This is a genomic window from Streptomyces sp. NBC_00989 (assembly GCF_045162655.1).
Lineage (GTDB): Bacteria > Actinomycetota > Actinomycetes > Streptomycetales > Streptomycetaceae > Streptomyces.
Map to the genome: position 1 here is coordinate 935,692 of NZ_CP108728.1, position 22,354 is coordinate 958,045.

Below are 22,354 nucleotides of genomic sequence, written 5' to 3' on the forward strand. Positions count from 1 at the left end.
GGACAGCCGAAGGCCCGCGCTCTCCCGGGAGCGCGGGCCTGAAGTCCCGTACTACACCGTGGTGTTGAGAGTCGCCTCGATGTTGCCCCGGATGTAAGCCGACGGGTTCGTGGATTCCTGAGGGCCCAGGACAGCGAACTGGCCGGCCATCCGAAGTCGAGACGGCGATCGTCCAGCGGGTGCAGGCGGCGGGGGCTCGTACGGCCTGCGCTCGGGAGAGCCGCGTTCCAGTGCCCGCGTGTGCTCGGGCTCGCTCTTGACCGTGATGATCCGTTCGTCCGGGTCGTCGGTGACGATCAGGAACACCTTGTCCGCGGCCTTGTACACGTCGAGTCCGGGGGCGAGGGGGCGGCGGTGGTCACCGGGCCGCCCGCGTGCTGGTGCCGTAGGTGTGCGGGTCGACGGGCTGCTCGGCCTTGGGCAGGCGGGAGACGACGAGCAGGTAGGAGTCGGTGACGAGTTCCCTGACGAGCTCGTCGTCGACGCCTGCCCCGCCCTCCAGGGTGATCCAGTGTTTCTTGTTCATGTGGTAGCCGGGGGTGATGTGGCTGTTGTGTTCCCGGAGAGCCTGGGCCTCGCCGGGGTCCGCCTTGAGGATCACGACGGGGCGCCCGGGAACCTCGGTCATCAGCATGAACACCTTGCCGCGCACCTTGAAGACCTCCCAGTCCGGGCCGAAGGGATGCTCCAGCTGGGCTGCGGGAAGTTCCTGCGCGCACTCGGCGGCGAACGTCTGCAGGGTCGATCCGTTCATGAGTGATTCCGTTCTCGAATCCAGGAGGGACGGGCCCGAGGCATCCTGGTCAGGCGGCCGGGCGGCGGGACGCGGGCCTGTCACCGGTGCTGTGCGGTGCGCAGCTCGTCCGTGTACCGGGCGAGGACGTCCTCGGCCGTGGGGACGGGGCCGAACAGCTGCTCCTGGCGGCGGGAGTCGGCGACATAGCGTCCGGTGTCGAACCAGCCGAACATCGCGGCCATGTCCTTGACCACCGGGTTGAAGCGGCCGACGACGGCTCCTGCGGCGCGGACGACGACGGAGGGGACGGCCCACACCTTGATCTTCTTTCCGGCCCGGCTGCCCATCAGGTCGGCCACCTCGCGCATGCTGACCGGACGGTCCCAGCCGATGTCGATGCGCTCACCGTTGGCGGCCTGGGCGTCGACGGCGGCCGCCAGGTACGCCGCGAGATCGGAGGTGCGGACGAAGGTCAGCGGGACGGTGGCCTTGGACATCCAGATCAGGCGGCCCTTGTCGAGCGGATTGCCCGCCATGGTCGCGACCTGGTCGAGGAAGGCCCCCGGGCGCAGGGCGACGAACGGGACGCCGAGCTGTTCGAGCTTGTCCTCGGCGAGCTTCTTGTGCCAGAAGTGCGGGACATCCGGGGTCTGGTCGCTGGTGAGGATGCTGGTCAGGACGAACCGCCGGATGCCGGTGCGGTGGGCGGCCTCGGCGAGGTTGGCGTTGCCGATGGTGTCGATGTCGTTGGCGTTCTTGCCGCCGCGGGTGTAGCCGGCGGCGGTGGTGATGACGGCGTCGGCGCCGTTCATGGCGGCCACGAGCGAGCCGACGTCGAGCATGTCGCCGCGGGCGATCTCCACGCCCCGGCCTTCGAGCCGACTGGCGTCGCTGGCCGGCCGCACCAGGGCGCGGACGTTCTTGCCGCGCGCCAGGAGTTCGTCGACGACCTTGCTCCCCAGGGAGCCGGTCGCCCCGACGACGAGGACAGGGAGGGCGGTTGAGTCGGTGGCAGGCATGGGAGTCTCACTTTCCATCAGGCTGGCGGGAGGTGGCTGCGGGCATAGGCGCCCGCGTGCCGGCGGGGCTAGGGAAGGCGGGCCGTGGTGGCGCATCCGTAGCGCGCCTGGCCGCCAAGTGCCGCGTCCGGAACACCCGGTACGGGGTGGGTGATATGGCCTGCCTGGAGGTGGTCGCGCCGCATGCGGAACGGTGTGCACCTCAGTCCGCGTGGGCCTTTTTCATGTGTGGTGTGGCGTACGCGGGCATGGGCTGCACACCAGGGAGTCAGGTGGACTCTTCCTCGGGCAGCCCGCGGCTGCTGATCGCCTCGGTGATGGCGTAGGCGGTCTCGACGAACGACTCCGCCTGCCGCTCCGACAGATTCCGGGCGGTGGTCTCCTCCAGGGCCCGCCACAGGGCCGTGATGGGCTCGCGCATCGCCTTGCCCTTGTCGGTGAGGTGGACCACCATGACGCGCCGGTCATGTGCGGCCGGCTCGCGGATGACAAGACCGGCGTCCTGCATGCGGCGTAGCGCCTTGGAGATGGTGGAGTGGTCCACGCCGAGGCATTCGAGCAGCTCGGACTGGGACTGACCGTCCCGGTCAAAGAGGTGCATCAGCACCAGTTCCTGTCCGGGATGCAGGTCCATCTCGCGCAGCAGGGCGGCGGCGTAGGCGCGGTGGGCGCGGGCGAGTTGGAAGATCGCGTAGCTCATCGGTCCTGCGTCGGCCGTCGTGGGGATGCGAGGTTCGGGGGTGGGCATGGTTCGGTTCCTCAGCCAGTGTGGGTGGGATAGTCGGTGCAGTCGGCCGCTCCGCCGCCTGGGGAGGCCGTGGGCGGGCGCGCTCAGCCGACGGTGGTGACGAGCTTGAAGCCTTCCTCGGCTCGCCGCCTGCCTATTCACTCGCCGCCACGTCCAACGCCCAGCTCCGTGAGACGTCTTCGTCAGGACTTCTTGAGCCAGCGTTGCAGCGCCTCGGGCACGTTCGTCGGATGTGAGCTGAAGCTCAAGCGGATGTCGGGCTGAAGGTCGATGAGCACGTTGACGATCCGTTCGAACAGGACGGTGTACTCCGGGACATTCTTGATGCCGCCGCCGATCAGCACCACCCCGAACGAGCGCCCGTCGAACAGTCGGCGCAGCTCGGCCTCAGCCTCGTCGGGGTCCAGGCTGACATAGCCCTCCTCGCCGTCGATGCCCGTGGCCCGGAGCGCAGCCCAGTTGCGCTTCCTCATGGCGACCAGCTCTTCGAGCGTCGCAACCCCCGGCGGAAAATCGTCCGGCGAAAGCGCATCGGGGGTGATGCCGAGGGTCAGCACGCGTTGATTGATCGGAGGCTTCACTTGAGAGTTCTCGTGGGACATGGGGTCTCCTCAGTTCGGTGGGGGAGGTTTTAAATAAAGTGTGGCTAGCCACGTGAATAAGGTAGCAGCAATCATGTGGCTAGCCAAGTATTCGTAGGCGCGGGGCAGGGATGGCCACCTCCGCTCACTTCGGGCACACCTCACGCCGGACCGGCACCCGACACAGGGCGGTGCCGGAACGCGCGGTGAGACGACCCGGCAGTCGCTCGCCGAGTTCGGCGAAGCACCCGCGGCCACCCTCGGCCGCCGTAGCGACGTACCAGCCTCCACCCGTCGGCCGGACGCGGCTCAACCGCCAGACCCTCAACGTCCCGCAGGAGGAGGACCCGCGCACCGCCATCGCGACCACCGGCTCCGGTACGGCACCGAAGGCCGCGGAGCGTCGCTGATCGTCGCCGAGGCGGCCGACGCGACAAGCACGGGCAAACCGTCAAGCATCGCCCTCGTACAGACACGCGACTCTCGTTCATAGCTACGAACTTGGCTCCAGGTGGGTGCCCTCCGCGCCGAACCTCTGATAGTTAACTTTCCTATCAGTTCGGCGGTACGACCAACTCCCCACCCCCCACCACCCTTTGGAGTCCCCGTGGTCCACCCGTTCCGCGACCCTGCGATCTCCGAGCCGACGAGCCCCTCGCGTCGGACGCTCCTCGCGCTGATCGGCGTGTCGCTCGCCGCAGCACCTCTGCTGCGCACCCCGCAGGCCTCGGCAGCCCCCTCGGCGGCCGCGGCGATCGGCCTCGACAACCCGGCGAAGAAGGAGATCGCCATGAAGCTGGTGTCGAGCGCGGAGAACTCCTCCCTCGACTGGAAGGCCCAGTACAAGTACATCGAGGACATAGGCGACGGCCGCGGCTACACCGCCGGGATCATCGGCTTCTGTTCCGGCACCGGCGACATGCTCGACCTCGTCCAGCTCTACGCGACCCGCAAGCCCGGCAACGTCCTCGCGAAGTACCTGCCCGCGCTCCGCAACGTCAACGGCACCGACTCGCACTCCGGACTCGACCCGAACTTCCCCAAGGACTGGCGCACGGCGGCCCAGGACACGGTGTTCCAGCAGGCGCAGAACGACGAACGCGACCGCGTGTACTTCAACCCCGCCGTCAGTCAGGGCAAGACCGACGGGTTGCGCGTGCTGGGCCAGTTCACGTACTACGACGCCATCGTCATGCACGGCGACGGCGACGACCCCACCAGCTTCCGCAACATCCGCGCCCGCGCCCTGCGTTCGGCCAAGCCGCCGGCCCAGGGCGGCAACGAGACGACGTACCTCAACGCCTTCCTCGACGCCCGCGTGTGGGCCATGAAGCAGGAGGAGGCCCACAGTGACACCACCCGCGTCGACACCGAGCAGCGCGTCTTCCTCCGCAACGGCAACTTCGACCTCAACACACCGCTGAACTGGAAGGTCTACGGAGACAGCTACACCATCAACTGACCGGTCCTGTCGCCTGGTTGGGAGGCAACTCGGCGGACAGTGCGGCGCCAGGATCCGAGGGAACGGGTGCTGGCGCCGCTCCCGTTTCCCTCCGGACCCGACACCGTCGCGCACCCACCTGAGGTCATGCCCGCCGCGCATAGCCCCATGCGACACGGGACTTGGACACCTTCGCGGGCCCTTCCTAGCGTGGTCCGTGAGCCCGTCGCCAACTGCCGTCGGGACGGCCCGAATCGACCCTGGGGGATCTCCACTGTGCGTGTCTTCGTCGCCGGCGCGACCGGTTACATCGGCTCCGCCGTCGTCCGTGAACTCCTCGACGCGGGGCACCAGGTCCTCGGCCTCGCCCGCTCCGACCCGGCCGCCGACATGTTGACGCGCTCCGGCGTCGACGTGCACCGCGGTGACATCGACGACGCCGCCGGCCTGCGCGCCGGAGCCGCGGCGGCGGACGGCGTGATCTACGCCGCGAACCAGCACATCTCCGAGACCACCGACCCGGCCGCCCGCGCGAAGGCCGAGTTGAACGCGGTGGAGGCGATCGGCACGGAGCTGGAGGGCACGGGCAAACCCTTCGTGGTCACTTCGGGCGTCATCGGCCGCACACCGGGCCACCTGCTCACCGAAGAGACTCCGACCGTCGCCAACCCCGTCACGGCCCTGCGGCTCCAGGTCGAGACGTCCGTCCTCGCCGCGAGCGGACGCGGAGTGCGTTCGTCCTCGGTACGGCTGGCCCCGACCGTGCACGGCCCGGGGGACACGCGCGGATTCATCGCGACGCTCGTCGGCGTCGCCCGTACGACAGGTGTGTCCGCCTTCGTCGGCGACGGGGCGAACCGGTGGCCGGCGGTGCACCGCCGTGACGCGGCGACCCTGTACCGGCTGGCCCTGGAATCCGCCCCGGCCGGCACGCCCCTGCACGCGGTCGCCGAGGAAGGGGTGCCGTTCCGGGACATCGCCCGCGCCATCGGCCGGCGGTTGAAGGTCCCCGCCGTCAGCCTGACCCCCGAGGAGGCGAGCCGGCACTTCACCGGTTTCCTCGCTCCGCTGGCCGCACTCGACAGCCCGGCGTCGAGCGCCCTGACGCGACAGCGCACGGGCTGGCGGCCGACGCACCCCGCACTGGTCCCGGACATCGAAGAGGGCCACTACTTCGGGTAGTTCAGCCGTTTCGGGGTGTTCAGCGCAGGACACTGATCCGGTCCGGGGTGAGGTGCGGGCCCGGTCGAAGGTCCTTGTGCGCCTCGGCGGCCAGCAGTGCACGGGCCTCGACCCGGCTGGCCCGGACGCGTTGTCCGGCATCGCCGTGCGGAGCGTCCGCCGTGGCCGCGAGGGTCGCCGCCAGCTTGGCCCGGCCCTGGCTCAGCCGGCTGCGCACGGTGCCGACCGGAACCCCGCAGACCTCCGCGATCCGTTCGTACGAGGTAACCCCGGTGGCGAAGTAGCGCAGCACCAACGGCACGCGCAACGCCGGGGTGAGTTCCCCCAGCGCCTCCCAGACCCAGTCGCGCAGCGCGTTCCGCTCGATCCACTGTTCCGGGCCCATGTACGTGGACAGCAACGGCAGTTCACACATCGGCCGGACCACGACCGCATCCCGCAGCACCCGCCGGCAGGCGTTGCGCACGATCATCCGCAGCCACGCGCCCACCGCCTCCGGATCACGCACGTCCCCGATCCGCAGCAGCGCCGTCAGCGCCGCGTCCTGCATCACGTCGTCGGCGTCCGCACCCGGCCCCAGAATGCTCACCGCCACGGCACGCATCCCCGCCCGGTGCCGCTCCAACACCAGCCCCAGCGCCGCGACTTCACCCGACTGGGCCGCACGCGTCAACGCCGCGTCCTCCGTGTGTGCCGCCCCCGCGACGTCCCCCATGGTGGTTCCCCTCCAGCACCTTGCTACGGCTGTTCAGGGCACCCTGGCGAGAGCCGTCCTCCGGACCACCCGAGCGTTCGGGCCCGGAGGACGGCTCACCGTTCACGGAGTCGACAGGGTGCTGCGGTGTGTCAGGCGTCCGCCAGCCAGTTGCCGTGGAAGCCCGCGGGTACCCGTCGGGGCAGATGGATGGTGGCCACCGGCTCGTGCGTGAGGTTGTCCGCGTCGAGGATGACCAGGTCGCTCCGGTCGGTCACGGCGTCGTACACGTAGGTCATGAGCCAGCCGGGGCCGCCCGCCTGATCGTCGGCGGGGGCGAAGGCCGCCTCGCCCGGGAAGCGTCCGGGAGCGAAGTAGTGGCTGGCGACGCTCGACTTGCGGAGGTCGTACCGGTGGATCGCGGCACGCGACTCGTTCGGGTCGTACTGCGGGAGTTCCGGAACGGGCGCCGCGGTCGCGTGCCCGAAGTCCGCGGGCAGGCCCGCGAGTCGGTCGTCGATGCGAGGGAACTCCCCCGGGTGGTCGTCCAGTTGCTCCTCGCTGATCGCGCCGGTGGTGAGATCGATGGTCCACCGCCACAGGTGCGCCGCCGTCGCCACGGTGACGCCGTCCCGCAGGGACGGGTACCGCATGCCCAGCAGGACGAGGCGCCGACCGTCGTTCTCCTCAAAGGAGTTGAGGGTGTGGAAGACGTAGCAGGGGTCGATGTCAAACCAGCGGATGTCGCCGTGCGGGTCGTCCCTGCGCAGTACGCCGAGCCTGGCTCCATAGGTGTCGGACCAGATGTACGGCATGCCTCCGTCCGGATCCATGGCCCGCTCGATGCTGAACACGGCGGGCAGGTCCATGAAGACGACATGGTTCCTGGTGAGGTAGAAGTCGTGCATCATCGTGTGCGCCGGCACGTCGATCGGCCGGCTGACCGTCAACTCACCGCCGGCGTCCGCGCGGTGGTAGGTGAGGTAGGGAGCCGACAGCCCTCCGTACCCGTAGAAGTGCAACTCACCGGTGACCGGGCAGGTCTTGGGGTGGGCGGTCATCGGGGTGCGCAGGCGGCCGTCGAAGTCGTAGGGGCCGACCGTGTCGAGTTCGCGGCCCGTCTCGCAGCTCAACTCCTGCGGGAAGGACGTCTCGACGAGGGCGAGGGTGCGGCCCGCGTGCCGTATGACGTGGGTGTTCGCGACGCCCGCGGCGAGGTTCATCTCGCCGTCCCGGCCGTAGACCTGGGCCCCGGTCGCGAGGGTGGGGGTGCGGACCCAGCGGTTGCGGTACGAGGTGGCCTTGCCGCCGTCGAGGCGGACGCCGTGCACCATTCCGTCGCCGGTGAACCAGTGGGCCGAGGCGGCCTCGTGCGGGTTGGGGCCGTTACGCAGGTACCAGCCGGTGAGTTCCGGCGGGACGGCTCCGGTCACCTCCAGTTCGGTGACGGTGATCTCGTCGGGGACCGGGGCGAAGTTGCCGGCCAGGTGCGGAGGCGGTGGGGTCTTGTCCGTACTCATGGGGAAGTCCTTGGGTTAGCTGGTCAGGCCGACGCTGCTTGCATGGCTTCGAGACGGGCCTGGACACGCTTGGGGTAGACCGAGGTGAAGACCGCGGGAGCGACCAGGCCGACGACGTGGGCGGTGATGCCGATCCAGGCGGGGGCGTCGGTCGCGTTGCCGATGGCCAGGACGACGGCGATGAACGTGAACCCGGATCCCCAGGCGGCCGTGATGTGGTTGTTGACCGCGAGGAAACCCGGGGTGTCCCAGTACTCCTCGGGCGCCTGCCGACGGGCGATCCCGAGCGTGAACGGGCTGCGGAGCGCCATGCTGCCCCAGGCCGTACCGGCGAGCCAGACGAACGAGATGACGTCGCTGTGGTCCTGGATCGACGAGTCGGGTGAGCTGAAGGCGATCGCCCCGATGATGACGAAGTAGACGATGGTGCTGATCTCCAGCACCAGCGCGTCCATCGCCACTCCCCTGCGCCGGTCCTGGAGAAGCAGCAGGACCCCGACGACGACGCCGGCCACCGCGCCCCAGCGCCAGTCGACGGCGGAGACGAAGCCTGCCGCGATCCATGGGTAGAACCCACGCATATACGCCATGATGCCCACGTTTTACTTCCTCACAACTTGATGTTCCAACTTTGACAGGTGGAAGCTAGATGCTCCGCAATCAACATGTCAAGAATGGAATATTGAACGAAAGTCCGCCGCACAACCGCCCTCACCGGCCCGCACAAGCCCCACCTGCGCGAACCCTTACGACCACGCCCGACCTCCACGCGCCCCCCCTCCCGGACGCACAGAATCCGCATGGGTAGTTTTCGACCTGTCAATATTGGAGTGACAGGCGTTAGGGTTGTCGGCATGAGCCTTCGCAACGCCCTCTTGGGACTCCTCGTCTTCCGCCCCGGCAGCGGCTACGACCTGCTGAAAATGTTCGACACCTCGCTCGGATACGTCTGGCCCGCCAAGCAGAGCCAGATCTACGGCGAGCTGACCAAGCTGGACGCGACAGGTCTGATCAAGGTCACGGAGGAGGGTCCTCGGGGACGCAAGCAGTACTCGCTCACCCCCGAGGGGCACGCGGAGACCCTGCGCTGGCTCTCCGAGACCCGGGAGAGCCGGCCGCTGCGCAACCCGATGCTTCTGCAGACCTTCTTCCTGGGACTCCTGCCGCGCGAGGAAGCGGTACAGCGACTCCTGGACCATGCGGAGGCCTCGGCCAAGGAGCACGACGCTCTGGTCACCCTCCGGGACACGGAGGAGTGGGACAAGGACATGCTCACCGTGTGCGGCCGACTGGTCCTCGAACACGGCATCCGGCAACGGGTGTTGGAGCAGGAGTGGGCCCATTGGGCCGCGGAGCAGCTGCGCAGCGGACACATCGCGGGTCCCACCGAAGAGACGGTCGCGCCGGACGCGGACGAACCGAGCACCGACGACGCCGTGGAGCAGGCGCACTCGGGGCGATGAGGCGACACACCCCTTCCCCCGTACCCCAAGAACACCCGTCGATCATGGCCGGACCGATCCTTTCCGGGTCGGGGTCGGTCGGGACCGCTTGCCCGACCTAGGCCGACAGGACGGCCAGGGCGGCGAAGGTCATGACGCTTCCTCATCCGCACAGGCGGGCCCCCCGCCGCCCGCGACCCGCGCCCGAGCGCTGGTGACCGCCGCGCTCCGGATCGTCGACGACGGCGGGCTGAACGCGTTGACCATGCGCCGGCTGGCGGACGCGAACAAGCTCCAGCTGCCCGCCATCTACCGCGTGTTCAGCAACAAACAGGCCCTCCTGGACGAGATGGCCGAAGCGATCCTGGCCAAGGTCCTCCCGGACAGCCACGAGAAACACTGGGAGGCCGAAGCCACCCTCCTCGCGGGACAGTTGCGGCAGGCCCTGCCGGCACAGCGCGAGGGCACCAGGATCGTCGGCGGCAGCTGCGCCGCGAAACGACACAGCCTGACGCTCACCGAACGCCTCGTCGGCGTCATGCAGCGCGCGGGATTCAACGGCGTCTCCGCGCTCTGGGCCACGTCCACCGTCTTCTGCTACGCCCTCGGGGAAGCCCTGGAACAACAGGGCCTGACCGACGACGCCCCCGACAGACTCACGTTCCCCGACGCTCGCCGGACGTACCCGCAACTGCTCCCCACCCCCGTCGAGGAGGTCCTCAACTTCGACGACCGCTTCGAGTTCGGACTCGGGCTCATCCTCGGCGGCCTCAGCGGACAGCTCACCCAGTAGGTCCGCTCCCCTCGCTTCGAGGACTCCCAGCCTCGTTTCGGAGAATATATCTCCACTTTCTTCGGCCCGGGAAGCCCTACGACGCGGCCCTCCCGAACGATCACCCGTCACCTACCGGGCCCCTCCGGGCGACACGACGGTCACCCCTTCCCACCAGGCATGATGCCCGCGATCCGCGCGCCGAAGGCGCACCGTTGAAGCCACCTCCGCCCTGCGACCAGGACGTCGGCAGCGATCTCCAGGACGTCGGCGAGGCCGTTTTCCACTTCGGTTCGATCCCTTGACAGCCCCAACAGGCCGTTCCCAAACTACCGACCATTCGGTAGACGGCACGGGCCGAGCGCCCCCGCCGTCGACATTCCAGAAGGGTTGACCACCATGCCCGAAGTGTCGCTTCACGATGCCCAGAGCCCGCCGGTCCAGGCAGTCATCACCTCCCACATCGGTCACGCGACAGCCGTGGGGGCGGCCGGATTCGCGTGGTGCTCGCTCATCCTGGGCCTGCACACCGCCGGAATCATCGACGCGGCCGACGGCACGATCGTGCTGGCGGGCACCTTCTTCTACGGCGGCCTCGTCCAACTCGTCGCGGGCTTCTTCGCGTTGGCGTCCGGCGCGACGTTCGCGGCGGCGTTCCTGACGGCGTACGGGGCGTTCTGGTTCGGCTACACCGTCATCGAGTTCTGGGCGGCACCCCACATCGCGGGAGCGGCGGCGGCCGTGGCGAAGGCCGGCGGCGCGTCGGCGGAGGCATCGGCGGCCGCGGGCGGACACGCGGTGATGCAGTCACTGGGGCTGTTCCTCATCGCCTGGCTGGTCGTGACGCTGGTCTTCGCCGTCGCCAGTCTGGGCACGAACGCGGTGATCGTGAGCGCGTTCGCCCTGCTGACCCTGACGATCGTGCTCCTGGTGACCGCCTATCTGGGTGCTTCCAGCGCGGGTGTCCCGAGCGACTCGGTACTGCACACGGCCGGCTACGTGGAGATCGTGCTGGCCGCCGTCGCCTTCTATCTGGTCCTGGCGGAGCTGACCAACGACATCCGGGGACGCGACGTCTTCCCGCTCTTCGCCCTGAACCGCGACCGGCAGGCCGTCCCGCAGACGGCGTGACCCAGTCGGCATGACGACGAACCCCCCGCCCGTCTCAAGGAGCCGCATGAAAAAGCCCAAGGCAGCAGAGCACCGGATCAAGCTGCCGCACAGAGTCTCCGTACTGAGCAGTGCCTCGGCGGTGCTCCTCCTGGTGGCCGCAGGCCGGACGACAGCCACCGCACTCCCCGCGCACGCGGCCAACTGGCAGCCGCCCGCGGCGAGTTACGCGGCGAGCGCGCCCGTCCACACCACCGTCACCATGGACGACGGGGTGAAGATCGCCGTCGAGGTGGTCTATCCGACCGACCCGAGCACCGGCGACCGCGCGCCGGGCCCGTTCCCCGTGCTGCTGACCCAGAATCCCTACGGCGCACAGCGCTCCGACCCCACGGGCACCGGGACCTACTTCGTGCAGCGGGGCTACATCTACGTGGCCTCCGCGGTGCGCGGCACCGGTGACTCCGGCGGGCAGGTCGACTGGTTCGGGGACCGGCAGGGCAAGGACGGGGCCGACCTCGTCGACTGGGCGGCCCACACCCTGTCGGGGTCCAACGGCAAGGTGGGACTGGACGGTTGCTCCTACCTCGGGGTCGATCAGTGGTTCACCGCCGCGGCCGTGGGCAAGAACTCCGCGCTGAAGGCCATCACCCCGTTCTGCACCGACTCGGACTTCTACAACGACCTCACGGGCAACGGCGGTATCCCCACCTCCTTCGTGGCCGGCATCGCCCAGGCCGAGCCGCGCGGCCCCGAGGACGATCCCGCCACCGACCCGCAGTCGGTGACCATCGCCCAGCAGGCCTCGGGCGGTTCACGCTCGTACAACGATGCCTACTGGCAGTCCCTGAACGTCCAGAAGAAGCTCGTGCCGAAGATCGTGGGCAACAACATTCCGGCGCTGACCGAGGCCGGCTGGGACGACCTCTTCCCCGGCGGCAACCTCGGCGCCTACGTGTCCGCCCAAAACGCCTACTACCACCGTCCGTTGACGGATCCGATCTCGTCGGGCGATCCCGTCACCGGCCGGTACCAGGCAATCGTCGGACCATGGACCCACGGCGAGCACGTCAACGAGGCAACCTTGCAGGGCATCCGCCTGGAGTGGTTCGACACCTGGCTCAAGAACGCGCCCACCGGGATGGCGAACACCTCGACTCCCCTGCACCTGTTCGAGAACGGCGCGAGCACCTGGGTCGACAGCGCCGCCTGGCTCCTTTCCTCCGACGCCCGGACCTACTACCTCGGCAACGGCTCACTCACTCCCGGCAAACCGACGGACGAGGGCAGCGACACGCTCTCCTGGAGCGCGGCGACCGCGGCCGACACGCTGACGTACACCACCGCCCCTCTCACCAAGGCGGCCCTGCTCAACGGCCCGACCGACGTCACCCTCTACGCCAGGTCGACGACACCGGAGACCGAACTGTCGGCCAAGCTGAGCTTGGTCGCGCCCGACGGGACGGTGACCAAGCAGGCCGACGGGATCCTCCTGGGCAGCCAACGCGCCGTGGACAGCCAGGAGAGCTGGTACGGCGACAACGGCACCCTGATCAAACCCAGCCACCCCTTCACCCAGGCGTCACAACGCCCGGTGGCACCAGGCCAGACGGCCCGCTACGACATCTCCCTGCTGTCCAACTTCACCAGGATTCCCGCCGGTTACCGGATCCAGATCAGCGTCAACAGCCAGCCGCCGGCGGACTTCCACCTCCCCGTCGCCCCGACCCCGCAGGAACTGGCGAACCTGGCCGGCGGTGTCTACACCGTCGAACGCTCCCCGCAGGCGGCGTCCTTCGTCAACCTGCCCCTCACAACACCGAGTTCGGCCACTCCCAGCGACGCCGACTGGGGACCGTCCTCCTGAAACACGGGTGGCAGGTCTGCGCATACGGCAGGCCTGCTACTCCTGTACGGCGGCGGGCCTGACCAGGCCCATCACCTGTTCCACCGTCTCGTTGCTCAGACTCGGTGTCGTCAGCGGAAGGTTGTCGGGACGCTGCCGGATGCCGTTCAGGATGATCTCGAAGTAGCGGCGCCAGACGTCGGGCCGCTTGCCCTGGGTGAACTGGCTGGCGGCACTGAGCATTTGCACGACGACAGGGATGTCGGAGGGAGTGATCTCCGCCCGCAGATCCCCGCTCTCCTGCGCCCGCTGGATCAGGGCCTCCAGGAAGGGGAGCATCCCGCCCCGCATCGTCTCGATGGGCTCGGAACTGTGGCTCCCCAACATGATCACTTCTTGCAGGCCACGGTTCTCGGCGAGATCGGCGCCCATCTCCATCAGGAAGTCCACGAACCCTTCCCAGGGATCGGGGTGAGCGAGCGCCCGCGACGCGGATGCCTGCCGTATCCCGAGATCCTGCTCGAACAGGGCCCGCACAAGGGTCTCTTTGTCGGGGAAGCGCCGATACACGGTGCCGACCCCGACCCCCGCGTGCCGGGCCACGTCGTCGAGCGTGACCCGCAGCCCGTACTGGCCGAAGACCTCCCGCGCGGCACGCAGAATCTTCTCCCGGTTGAGGGCGGCATCGCGCCTCAGCGGGCGGCCGCCCTCCATCGGGGCATCAACCCCGGAACCCTCAGCCATGACCTCATGTTAACCCTGGTGATCACAGGCAGGTTCGGCCACCGCACACCCCTGTCCAGCGCACCCGGCAGAAAACGTTGCAACCACCATCGGGGTACACTGACGCCGCCCATGAGAACCGCGTCGTGCCTGGTCGCACGGCTGCCACAGCGAGGGGGGTGGACGCCATCCAGGTTCGCCCCGCCCGCATTCAGGATGTCGCGGCCGCCGCGGGCGTCTCGGTGTCCACGGTGTCGAATGTCCTGAACCGGCCCGAGCGGGTCAACGCCCGTACCGCCGAGCGGGTCCGTGACGCGGTCGCCGCGCTCGACTATGTGCCGCACCCGGGAGCCGCGGGCCTTCGTACCGGGCACTCGTCCTCGATCGGCCTGGTCCTGCCCGACGTGGCCAATTCCTTCTACTCGCGCATCGCACGCGGTGCCGCGGACGCGGCCTACGACCACGGCTACTCCCTCGTGCTCTGCGACAGCGGTGACGCCCCCGAGCGGGAGCAGGGCTACTTCACGATGCTGATCGAGCAGCGGGCCGTGGGAGCGGTGGTCGTCCCGCTCGGCGCCGATCCGACCCGCCTCACCCGGCTGCGTGAGCGCGGCATCCCGCTGGTCCTCGCGGACCGTGCGCTGTCGGCCCAGGACGGCTGTTCCGTGTCCGTCGACGACATCGCCGGCGGCCGGGTCGCTGTGCAGCACCTCCTGGACTGCGGGGCACGCGACATCCTCGTCGTGAACGGCGAGCGCGGGATCGTGCAGTGCGCCGAGCGCTACCAGGGCGCCCGCCAGGCCGTCCGCACCCGCCGCGAGGCACGGGTCCGCCAGGTCGTCGCCGACGAGATGACCGTGGCGTACGGCCTGGAGATCGCCCGCGCTCTCGACGAACTGCCCGACGGCGTCTTCTGCACCAACGACTTCCTCGCCGCCGGCCTGTGCCGAGGGCTGGGCGAACGGGGGGTACGCATACCCGAGGAGGTTCAGGTCGTCGGCTACGGCGACCTCGACATCGCGAGCTTCGTGGGTACGACCCTGACGACGGTCCGGCAACCCGTCGAGGAACTCGGCAGGGCGGCGGTCGGGATGCTGCTCGACGAGGTGGAGGCCCGCGCCGAACACGCCCACGAGACACGGGTGTTCGCGCCCGACCTCGTCCTACGGGACTCCACCCGGCCCCCGTCAGTCCCGAATCCGTAGCGTCACCGGTCCCAGCAGTCCCGACGAGAGCTGCGACGGGAAGGCCCAGGCGGTGGGGGTGGCCTCGGCGAGATAGGGGGCCAAGGTGTTGTTGACGGTCACGTCCAGCCGCACCAACCGCCCGGCGGCACCCGGGAGTTCGAAACGGTACGGAGGACAGAACGCCTCGCCGACACACTCCCCGTCGAGGGCGACCGACACGCTGCCCCGCACCCGCCCCAGATCCAGCACCGGGTCCGGGCCTGCCGGCACCCGCACCTCCCGCGAGTACGTCACACCACCGCTCCAGCCGCCCAGTCCGAGCAACTGCCAGTCTCCCAGAGACAGTTGGGCCGGTACGGTACGGACGCGCACCGGTCCGCGCCAGGCGGAGCCACCCCGCAGTACGGCCGTGGGTGCGGTGACGACCTCGACCTCCGTGGGCTCCGGCAGCGGCTCATCCAGTGTCAGGAACCGGCCGTCGAGCCACGTCTCGGCACCGTCGCCGACCCGCACCGTGGCGGGCAACTCCACTGGCAGTTCCAGCGATTCGGTGCCCGGGGGCACGGTGAAGCGGAAACGCTGGGCGCGTTCGCGAATGGTGTCCGTGGAACGCAGCGGCAGTACGGCGGTGCCGAGCACCGGTGCGCCGGTGAGCCACTCGGTGTCCGGCAACGGGTGCGGTCGTACGGCCGCGTAGCAGTGCTGCAACTCCCCCCACCGGCCCTCGTGTTCGACGGTACGGCCACGCCACTCCCCCGTCTCGGCCTCCCAACCGGCGCCGCTCACCAGGGAGTTCGCGGCAGACTCCGCGCGGGCCACGCAGTCGACGAACACGGCTTCACGCGGATGGACGGTGTCGGCCACCAGCTCCAGGGCGTATTCGCCTTCACCGAGGGCGAGTTGGTGCCGGAAGAACATCGGCACCGCGCCCCAGTCGGACTCGTAGTACTCCACCTTCTCCTGGCGCGCGACGACCTCCCCGTCGAGCAGCACGGTCACACCGACCGCCGCACCCACGACGAGTACCGCCCGGCCGGGGCCATACAGCCGCCCCCGATAGGTCACGCCGCCGGACGGTCGTACGTCCTCGGGCAGGCACATGAACTGCGGGCGCGGCCCGAAGCCGTCCGGGCGGGTCAGGCAGAAGTAGCTGCCCAGCGGGGTGCCCGCCGTGCCGGAGATCAGCAACGGCCGGTCCTGGGCCTCCCCCAGCTCGTACTCGAGGACGTTGCGGGTCCGGCCGATCTCCACGCGGGCGGTGGCGAGATACCCGGTGCCGGTGTCCAGGTTCTCGCCGTTCCACCACACCCGCTTGGTGGCCGCGGCGCCGATGTGCAGATCGGCGGGGCCGCGGTGGTCCGTCTCCACGATCGAACGGACCCGGGCGACCGTGCCGGGCCCGGGCACGGGGACCCGTACGAACTCCTCCGTCACCAGGCCCTTGTTGCCGAGCAGGCCGTCCGGGTCCGGGATGCCGCGGCTCGACGAGTACAGCGAACAGCGCCATCCCAAGTCCGGGGAGAAGAGGGGCAGTTCTCCGGCGAGAACGCGTTCGACGTCTGGTCCGTCCAGCGGATCGGGGGCCTGTGCGGACGGCACCGGTGGGAGGACGCGGACCCGGTTGCCGTAGGTCACCCGCGTCGGTTCCCCGCTCGCGTCGGGATCGTCCGTCTCGGCCCAACTCATCGTCCAGATCTGCGGTTCGGCGACGGACGAGCCCGCGGGGAGTGCCAGGTCGCCCCAGGTGTTGTCCATGGTCGGGACCAGGCGGCCCTCCCAACCGGTCGAGAGGTCGATCGTCCGTTCCGGCGTGGGTGAGGGTGCGGCCTGCCGGTGTGTCCGCGGGGTGCCTTCGTGCCAGACGACGAGGGCGGCAGGGGCGCCGGCAAGTGGTACCTCGATGGTCGAACGGCCGTCGGAGACGGTGACTTGGGCCGGGTGACGGGTGCCGGTCGCCGGGTTCCAGATCTCGGCCTCGGTGACCGTGGCGTGCACGGTGACGGTCGAGTGGTGGGCGTAACGCGCTGGGTCCGCCTCGTGGTTGGCGTCTCCGGGCAGCGTGCGGGCGTCGGGGAAGGCACCCGTCACCAGGGCGACCGCCTCAACTCCCTTTCTCCTGACGAGCAGTGGCACCTCGGCGGTCGCGTGACCGGCAAGGTCGGCCACCGCCGCCGCTCCGGTCTCGGCGTCGCTCGCCCGCTCCAGTCGCGGGTGCTTCAGCAGCGCCGCGACGACGGAGTCGTCACCGGTCTGTCCGGCCGCCGTAGCGGGCGGACGGCCTACGACCACCACCCGGCCGCCCGCGTCGAGGAGTTGGGTGAGTCGGCGTGCCGTCTCACCCTCCAGGACGCTCGCCGAGGGCAGCAGCAGCGCGCGGTAGCTCAAGTCCGTTACGCGCAGGGCTCCTTCGGCGGTCGTGGCGCGCTGCACGGAGGCGTCGTCGATGATGTCGAAGGCGATGCGGTGGCGGTCCAGTGAACCGACGTGCGGGTCGAGCCAGTTGTTGGTGCCGCAGAGGTCGAGGTAGTGGCGCTGGGTCTCGTCGACGTCGGCGTGGTCGTCGCCCAGGCGGCCGTCGCCGAAGTGTTTGACGGGGGCGTCCAGCGGGATGAGGGACTGCATGGTGGCGGTGGGGTGCAGGACCGCGACGTCGGCGCTGTAGGTGCCCCAGGACATGATCGAGCAGATCCGGGCGACGGCGCGGGAGAACGCCGGGTACTGCTGCCAGTAGGGCTGACGCCAGTCGGTGGACGGCGGCGCCCACTCGAACCAGCCGCCCGCGGTGCCGAAGTAACTGGCGTGCGGGTTGTACAGGTTGGCGCCGCTGCGCAGGAACGGCAGCAGCCAGTCGTAGGTGTCCGCCAGGGTGCCGCCCCAGCCGGAGGAGTGGAACGCCTCGATCCAGACGCGCTCGTGGCCGTAGAGGTGCGCCATGGAGGAGTGGACCTTGGAGTCGCCGTGGTGGTCGCTGCCGGCGGCGCCGTACCAGCGGTGGGTGCGGAAGTAGTCGGTGTAGATCTGCGTCGACTGGGCCGGGAAGCCCGCCCGTGCGGGGTGACTCTGGTCGGCCCCGACGAGCATGCCGCGTTCCTCGTGCCAGGCGGCGAGAGGCTTGAAGAGGGCCTCTTCGGTGAGTTCGGCGCGGACCGCGTAGTAGTCGGCGCGGATCTTCGCCGCGCGGCCGGCCGCCGGGCCGAACAGGGCGGGGAGGTGGTCGAGGAGGTCGTAGCCGCGGCGGGTGCGGAACTCGTCGGGGAAGCGGTGGCTCCAGGAGTTCGTGCCGGGCAGCTCGTCCTGGAAGCTGCCCGCGATGACGTTGCCCAGGTACTCGGGGACACGCCGGTCGTACTCGTGGTGGACGGCGTCCAGCAGCAGTCCTACGGCGTGCGGGTCCAGGTAGTCGAAGGCGGTGGGGACGGCGACGACGAGCCGTACGTCCGTTCCCTCGGCGGCTTGGATGCCGGGGGTCACGGGGAGGCGGCGCCCCTCCAAGTCGTAGGCAGCGACCAGGGTTTCGGCTCCGTGCAGTGCGACCGTGCCGCCGGTGACCGTGGCCCTCCGGGAGCGCAGGGCGCGGCCGGCGGCCTCCGGGTGGCGGCGGGTGACGGCGCCCTGGACGTTGGCGCCGGAGAAGCCGATCTGGTCGTAGAACCACAGCCGGGTGCCGATGTCCCGGGCGATCCGGCAGGTGTCGGTGAAGCGGTCCCACCACTCCTCGCCGAACCACGGCGGGTCGTCGGTCCGGGCGCCGAAGGCCGGGCCGGCCGGTGCCAGGTTGATGACGACGAGGTTGTGGACGCCGCCGTCCGCGAACCGGCGCAGCTGCCAGTCGAGTTGCTCGCGGGTGACCTTGGCGCCGGACCACCACCACAGCGGGGTGGGGCCGAAGTCCCGGGGCGGGGTGTCGAAGAGCTGCCGAAGCGCGGGCGAGATCACGGTGTTGGTCCTTCCGAGTAAGGCTCGGGCACTCACAAGGATCAAAAAACGTTTTAGGTCGGCTCAGTCGTCTGTCACCTGCAATGTTGGCACCGGATCCGGGAGGCGGGAAGGAGGCCCGCCCTTCTTCCCACGGATGCGTGCAAGAGGGCTTGTTGGAACGTTTTTTGAACCCTATATTCACTGCGACCCCGGCCCAGAGCCGCGAGGAGCCGCATCATGATCCGATTCTCACCTGCACCGGAACACGCGGAACAACCGCCCATCCCGAGGCACCTGTGGAAGGTCGCGGCCCTCTCGGGCATGGCCTCCTACCTCGACGCCGCGCTCATCGTCAGCATCGCCGTCAACCTGGCGATCTACCGCGACCACTACGACATGGGCGTGTGGATGGCCGGCGCGATCAGCGCGATCGTCACCGGCTGCATCGCCGTCGGCTCCCTCGTCGGAGGACGGCTCGCCGACATGTTCGGGCGCCGCCGCGTCTACAACCTGGACATCCTCTGCTACGCGGTCGGCGCGATCGTCATCACCCTCGCCCCGAACGACATCGTCCTCTTCGTCGGCGTGCTCGTCGCGGGACTGGCCGCCGGCGCCGACCTGCCGACCTCCCTGGCCGTGGTCTCGGACGCCGCACCCGCCGACGGCCGGGCGCGTCTCGTGTCGTTCACCCAGGTCCTGTGGGTGCTGGGCATCGTCGTCGTCATCTTCCTGGGCTACGTCCTGTCGGACACCGGCATGACCGGGGCCCGCTTCATCACCGGCCACCTGGTCGTCGCCGCGCTGGTCACCTTCCTGCTCCGCGCCCGGCTGGAGCTGGCCGAGCCGTCCGAGGCGGCACAGCGCGAGGAGGCGGCCGCGCTGGCCGCCCCGCGCGGCATCGAGCTCAAGAACGTGTGGAACCGTGCCGCGCTGCTGCCGATGGTCGCGACCTTCGTCTACTACGTCACCTGGGGCATCGGCGCCAACACCTTCGGCCAGTTCGGCACCTACCTCCTGGTCACGGTCAGCGGCGCCTCGCAGAGCCTGGCCACCGGGATCAACCTGGCCTTCCTGCCGATCGCACTGGTCCTGACGTTCGTCTTCGTACGGCTCGCCGACACCCCCTGGCGCGACCGGCTGTTCTACGTCTTCACCGTCGTGCAGGTCGTGGCCTTCTGCATCGCCTCCCTCACGGCCGGCGCCCTGGTCGGCATGCTCGTCTTCTTCGTGCTGTACCAGATCTCCAACCCCTTTGCCGGAGAGGCCAGTTACAAGGTGTGGTCGCAGCTGACACTGCCTCCGGACACCCGCGGCACCACCCAGGGCCTCACCTACGCCCTGTCGCGCGGGGTCTTCGCGGGCGTCGCCTTCGTCACGCCCGCACTGATGGACTACAGCGCGTCGCTCCTGCTGTGGCTGATCACCCTCTGCATGGCGGCGTCGGGGGTCGCGGGTGTGTACGTCATCCATGTCCTCATCCGGCGCTCCCCCGACACCGCTGCCGCCCCGGCGCCGGGTCTGGGCGTGGCCCGGACGTGAATCAGCACCGCCCCGCAGAACACACCGGACCCCGGCCGCACCACCGGATCCCGGAAGGAACACCGCCCATGGCAACGACCGAACCCACGACCGTGACCGAGGAACGCGCCGCCGCCCTGGCCGAGTTGCTCCCCCCGGCGCCCCGCCGCCGCACCCGGATCGGACTCGTGGCGGGCGGCCTCGGCGCCTACTGGCCCCAATTCCCGGACCTTCTCCCGCAGTTGAGGGAGTCGTCCGCGTACGTCGCCGAGCGCTTCCAGCAGATGGACGCGGAGGTGACGGACGTCGGCTTCATCTCCGACGCCGTGGAAGGGGCGGCCGCGGCGGAGCAACTGCGGCGCGCGGACTGCGACTTGATCGTCCTGTTCCTGACGACGTACCTGACCTCGTCGATGGTGCTGCCGATCGCCCAGCGCTCGCACACCCCCGTCCTGGTCATCGACCTCCAGCCTTCGCAGCGAATGGACCATGCCTCCTTCGACACGGGCGCCTGGCTCGCCTACTGCGGGCAGTGCCCGGTGCCCGAGGTCGGCAACGTCTTCCGCCGGGCCGGTATCCCCTTCCGGTCGGTGTCGGGCTGGCTGCGCCAGGAGTCGGCCTGGCGGCGCATCGAGCAGTGGATCCGGGCCGCGCACGTGCGTGCCTCGCTCCGCCATGCCCGGCACGGTCTGATGGGGCATCTGTATCCCGGCATGCTCGACGTGTCGACCGACCTGACGCTGCTCCCGGCGACGTTCGGCTCACACGTCGAGGTGCTGGAGTTCGACGATCTGCGGCACCGGGTGGAGAAGGTGAGCGAGGCCGAGACCCGTGAGCGCACGGCGCTGGCCCGGCGGATCTTCGCCGTGGACGACAGCGTGGTCGACGAGGACTTCGCGTGGGGGGCGACCGTGTCCGTCGCGCTCGACCGGCTGGTCGAGGACTTCGGCCTCGACACCCTCGCCTACTACCACCGGGGACTCGACGGGGAACTGCACGAACGGCTCGGCGCCGGCATGATCCTGGGTGCCTCCCTGCTCACCGCCCGGGGCGTACCGGCCGCCGGCGAGTACGAACTCCGCACCAGCCTGGCCCAGTTGGCGACGCAGAGCATCGGTGCCGGGGGTTCCTTCACCGAGATCCAGGCCCTCGACTTCGAGGCCGGCGTGGTGGAGATGGGCCACGACGGCCCCGCCCACCTCGCGGTCAGCGCCCGCGACCCGCTGCTGCGCGGCCTGGGTGTCTATCACGGCAAGCGCGGCTGGGGCGTGAGCGTGGAGTTCGACGTCCGGCACGGTCCCGTCACCCTCCTCGGCCTCGGCCAGGACGCCGACGGCTCCCTGTCCTTCATCACGTCGGAAGGAACCGTCGTCCCCGGACCGCACCTCGCGATCGGCAACACCACCAGCCGCGTCGACTTCGGCCGCGACCCCGGCGAGTGGGTCGACGCCTGGAGCGCGACGGGCGTGGGCCACCACTGGTCCCTCGCGCTGGGCCACCACACGGCGGACTTCCGGGCCGCGGCGAGCCTGCTCGGTATCGAGCACCGGGAGGTGTGAGCGGGTGCCCTCCACGCACCTGGAGGGCACCCCCGTCAGTAGGGCGACTGAATCCGGTGCTTCTCCAACGCCACGGAATAGCGGCTCAGGAGCGCGTCGAACCCCGCCAGCAGAAGCCCCGCCGCCTCCCCCGCCTCGGCCAGGTCGCCCCGCTCGCAGGCCTCCACGACCTCGGCCACATCGCCGCGGAGGATGTGCAGCGAGTCGCCCTGGATGAGCACACCGGGCAACCGGCGGCCGGGCAGACGGACCACGGCGTCGTTCCCGCCGTCGGTGAACAGCTCTGCGTCTATGCGCTCCATGGGGCCATCCAACCCGACATCACCGGTCGGTATCAACGACGTTGCGCGCGAAGGAC

Annotated in this window: 21 protein-coding genes; 10 read left to right on the forward strand and 11 right to left on the reverse strand. The window is 69.7% G+C overall.

Annotation, left to right across the window (positions count from 1 at the left end; all coding sequences use genetic code 11):
• Window positions 1-51: 51 nt before the first annotated feature.
• The 5 genes from OG714_RS04185 to OG714_RS04205 all read right to left on the reverse strand — a co-directional run bounded on the left by OG714_RS04185 (window position 52) and on the right by OG714_RS04205 (window position 3,105).
• The gene (locus OG714_RS04185) at window positions 52-327 is read right to left on the reverse strand and encodes a hypothetical protein (protein WP_406118598.1); all 276 of its coding nucleotides are present in this window, start codon (window positions 325-327) and stop codon (window positions 52-54) included.
• A 31-nt stretch (window positions 328-358) separates the two neighbouring features.
• Window positions 359-754 carry an MmcQ/YjbR family DNA-binding protein gene (locus OG714_RS04190; RefSeq protein WP_406118600.1) on the reverse strand — a complete coding sequence of 132 codons (396 nt, stop codon included), beginning with the start codon at window positions 752-754 and terminating at the stop codon, window positions 359-361.
• Window positions 755-834: 80 nt separating this feature from the next.
• The gene (locus OG714_RS04195) at window positions 835-1,755 is read right to left on the reverse strand and encodes an SDR family oxidoreductase (RefSeq protein ID WP_406118601.1); all 921 of its coding nucleotides are present in this window, start codon (window positions 1,753-1,755) and stop codon (window positions 835-837) included.
• A gap of 268 nt (window positions 1,756-2,023) precedes the next feature.
• Window positions 2,024-2,503, reverse strand: coding sequence for a MarR family winged helix-turn-helix transcriptional regulator (locus OG714_RS04200; RefSeq protein ID WP_406118602.1), 480 nt, complete (start codon window positions 2,501-2,503; stop codon window positions 2,024-2,026).
• Window positions 2,504-2,685: 182 nt separating this feature from the next.
• Entirely contained in the window at window positions 2,686-3,105 is a 420-nt protein-coding gene (locus OG714_RS04205; RefSeq protein WP_329252382.1) for a hypothetical protein, read from the reverse strand.
• A gap of 185 nt (window positions 3,106-3,290) precedes the next feature.
• On the opposite strand from OG714_RS04205, the gene OG714_RS04210 reads away from it, so the two are divergent.
• From OG714_RS04210 to OG714_RS04220, 3 genes are all read left to right on the forward strand, one after another.
• On the forward strand, window positions 3,291-3,494 hold the full coding sequence (locus OG714_RS04210; RefSeq protein WP_406118603.1) for a hypothetical protein: 204 nt from the start codon (window positions 3,291-3,293) through the stop codon (window positions 3,492-3,494).
• Window positions 3,495-3,691: 197 nt separating this feature from the next.
• Entirely contained in the window at window positions 3,692-4,546 is an 855-nt protein-coding gene (locus OG714_RS04215) for a chitosanase (RefSeq protein WP_406118604.1), read from the forward strand.
• Between the two features lie 255 nt (window positions 4,547-4,801).
• Window positions 4,802-5,707, forward strand: coding sequence for an SDR family oxidoreductase (locus OG714_RS04220; protein WP_406118606.1), 906 nt, complete (start codon window positions 4,802-4,804; stop codon window positions 5,705-5,707).
• A 19-nt stretch (window positions 5,708-5,726) separates the two neighbouring features.
• On the opposite strand, the gene OG714_RS04225 is transcribed toward OG714_RS04220, so the two are convergent.
• The 3 genes from OG714_RS04225 to OG714_RS04235 all read right to left on the reverse strand — a co-directional run bounded on the left by OG714_RS04225 (window position 5,727) and on the right by OG714_RS04235 (window position 8,502).
• Window positions 5,727-6,422, reverse strand: a complete 696-nt coding sequence (locus OG714_RS04225; protein WP_406118607.1) for an RNA polymerase sigma factor — start codon at window positions 6,420-6,422, stop codon at window positions 5,727-5,729.
• Window positions 6,423-6,553: 131 nt separating this feature from the next.
• Window positions 6,554-7,921, reverse strand: coding sequence for a carotenoid oxygenase family protein (locus OG714_RS04230; RefSeq protein ID WP_406118608.1), 1,368 nt, complete (start codon window positions 7,919-7,921; stop codon window positions 6,554-6,556).
• A gap of 23 nt (window positions 7,922-7,944) precedes the next feature.
• Window positions 7,945-8,502, reverse strand: coding sequence for a hypothetical protein (locus OG714_RS04235; RefSeq protein WP_406118609.1), 558 nt, complete (start codon window positions 8,500-8,502; stop codon window positions 7,945-7,947).
• A 273-nt stretch (window positions 8,503-8,775) separates the two neighbouring features.
• On the opposite strand from OG714_RS04235, the gene OG714_RS04240 reads away from it, so the two are divergent.
• The 4 genes from OG714_RS04240 to OG714_RS04255 all read left to right on the forward strand — a co-directional run bounded on the left by OG714_RS04240 (window position 8,776) and on the right by OG714_RS04255 (window position 13,112).
• Window positions 8,776-9,384, forward strand: coding sequence for a PadR family transcriptional regulator (locus tag OG714_RS04240; protein ID WP_406118611.1), 609 nt, complete (start codon window positions 8,776-8,778; stop codon window positions 9,382-9,384).
• A 193-nt stretch (window positions 9,385-9,577) separates the two neighbouring features.
• The gene (locus OG714_RS04245) at window positions 9,578-10,156 is read left to right on the forward strand and encodes a TetR/AcrR family transcriptional regulator C-terminal domain-containing protein (protein ID WP_406118612.1); all 579 of its coding nucleotides are present in this window, start codon (window positions 9,578-9,580) and stop codon (window positions 10,154-10,156) included.
• Window positions 10,157-10,534: 378 nt separating this feature from the next.
• The gene (locus OG714_RS04250) at window positions 10,535-11,266 is read left to right on the forward strand and encodes an acetate uptake transporter (RefSeq protein ID WP_406118614.1); all 732 of its coding nucleotides are present in this window, start codon (window positions 10,535-10,537) and stop codon (window positions 11,264-11,266) included.
• A gap of 46 nt (window positions 11,267-11,312) precedes the next feature.
• A complete protein-coding gene (locus OG714_RS04255; protein ID WP_406118615.1) occupies window positions 11,313-13,112 on the forward strand; it encodes a CocE/NonD family hydrolase in 1,800 nt (599 codons plus the stop codon).
• A 36-nt stretch (window positions 13,113-13,148) separates the two neighbouring features.
• Here the strand turns inward: OG714_RS04255 and OG714_RS04260 are convergent, their stop codons facing one another.
• Complete coding sequence (locus OG714_RS04260; RefSeq protein WP_406118616.1) at window positions 13,149-13,835, reverse strand: TetR/AcrR family transcriptional regulator; 687 nt, start codon at window positions 13,833-13,835, stop codon at window positions 13,149-13,151.
• Between the two features lie 158 nt (window positions 13,836-13,993).
• Between OG714_RS04260 and OG714_RS04265 the strand changes: the two genes are divergently transcribed.
• Window positions 13,994-15,019, forward strand: coding sequence for a LacI family DNA-binding transcriptional regulator (locus OG714_RS04265; RefSeq protein ID WP_406118618.1), 1,026 nt, complete (start codon window positions 13,994-13,996; stop codon window positions 15,017-15,019).
• On the opposite strand, the gene OG714_RS04270 is transcribed toward OG714_RS04265, so the two are convergent.
• Complete coding sequence (locus OG714_RS04270) at window positions 15,002-18,937, reverse strand: glycosyl hydrolase (protein WP_406118619.1); 3,936 nt, start codon at window positions 18,935-18,937, stop codon at window positions 15,002-15,004. The genes OG714_RS04265 and OG714_RS04270 overlap by 18 nt on opposite strands.
• Window positions 18,938-19,156: 219 nt before the next feature.
• On the opposite strand from OG714_RS04270, the gene OG714_RS04275 reads away from it, so the two are divergent.
• On the forward strand, window positions 19,157-20,458 hold the full coding sequence (locus OG714_RS04275; protein ID WP_406118620.1) for an MFS transporter: 1,302 nt from the start codon (window positions 19,157-19,159) through the stop codon (window positions 20,456-20,458).
• A gap of 68 nt (window positions 20,459-20,526) precedes the next feature.
• Complete coding sequence (locus tag OG714_RS04280; RefSeq protein WP_406118621.1) at window positions 20,527-21,996, forward strand: arabinose isomerase; 1,470 nt, start codon at window positions 20,527-20,529, stop codon at window positions 21,994-21,996.
• Between the two features lie 35 nt (window positions 21,997-22,031).
• Here the strand turns inward: OG714_RS04280 and OG714_RS04285 are convergent, their stop codons facing one another.
• A complete protein-coding gene (locus OG714_RS04285) occupies window positions 22,032-22,298 on the reverse strand; it encodes a DUF6959 family protein (RefSeq protein WP_406118622.1) in 267 nt (88 codons plus the stop codon).
• Window positions 22,299-22,354 lie beyond the last annotated feature (56 nt).

What these genes read in the sequence shown, in the direction of transcription:
- OG714_RS04235 (WP_406118609.1), bottom strand. Translation starts at nt 8,502, where the DNA reads ATGCGTGGGTTCTACCCATGGATCGCGGCAGGCTTCGTCTCCGCCGTC.
- OG714_RS04255 (WP_406118615.1), top strand. Translation starts at nt 11,313, where the DNA reads ATGAAAAAGCCCAAGGCAGCAGAGCACCGGATCAAGCTGCCGCACAGA.
- OG714_RS04240 (WP_406118611.1), top strand. Translation starts at nt 8,776, where the DNA reads ATGAGCCTTCGCAACGCCCTCTTGGGACTCCTCGTCTTCCGCCCCGGC.
- OG714_RS04285 (WP_406118622.1), bottom strand. Translation starts at nt 22,298, where the DNA reads ATGGAGCGCATAGACGCAGAGCTGTTCACCGACGGCGGGAACGACGCC.
- OG714_RS04280 (WP_406118621.1), top strand. Translation starts at nt 20,527, where the DNA reads ATGGCAACGACCGAACCCACGACCGTGACCGAGGAACGCGCCGCCGCC.
- OG714_RS04190 (WP_406118600.1), bottom strand. Translation starts at nt 754, where the DNA reads ATGAACGGATCGACCCTGCAGACGTTCGCCGCCGAGTGCGCGCAGGAA.
- OG714_RS04230 (WP_406118608.1), bottom strand. Translation starts at nt 7,921, where the DNA reads ATGAGTACGGACAAGACCCCACCGCCTCCGCACCTGGCCGGCAACTTC.
- OG714_RS04225 (WP_406118607.1), bottom strand. Translation starts at nt 6,422, where the DNA reads ATGGGGGACGTCGCGGGGGCGGCACACACGGAGGACGCGGCGTTGACG.
- OG714_RS04275 (WP_406118620.1), top strand. Translation starts at nt 19,157, where the DNA reads ATGATCCGATTCTCACCTGCACCGGAACACGCGGAACAACCGCCCATC.
- OG714_RS04205 (WP_329252382.1), bottom strand. Translation starts at nt 3,105, where the DNA reads ATGTCCCACGAGAACTCTCAAGTGAAGCCTCCGATCAATCAACGCGTG.
- OG714_RS04195 (WP_406118601.1), bottom strand. Translation starts at nt 1,755, where the DNA reads ATGCCTGCCACCGACTCAACCGCCCTCCCTGTCCTCGTCGTCGGGGCG.
- OG714_RS04200 (WP_406118602.1), bottom strand. Translation starts at nt 2,503, where the DNA reads ATGCCCACCCCCGAACCTCGCATCCCCACGACGGCCGACGCAGGACCG.
- OG714_RS04250 (WP_406118614.1), top strand. Translation starts at nt 10,535, where the DNA reads ATGCCCGAAGTGTCGCTTCACGATGCCCAGAGCCCGCCGGTCCAGGCA.
- OG714_RS04260 (WP_406118616.1), bottom strand. Translation starts at nt 13,835, where the DNA reads ATGGCTGAGGGTTCCGGGGTTGATGCCCCGATGGAGGGCGGCCGCCCG.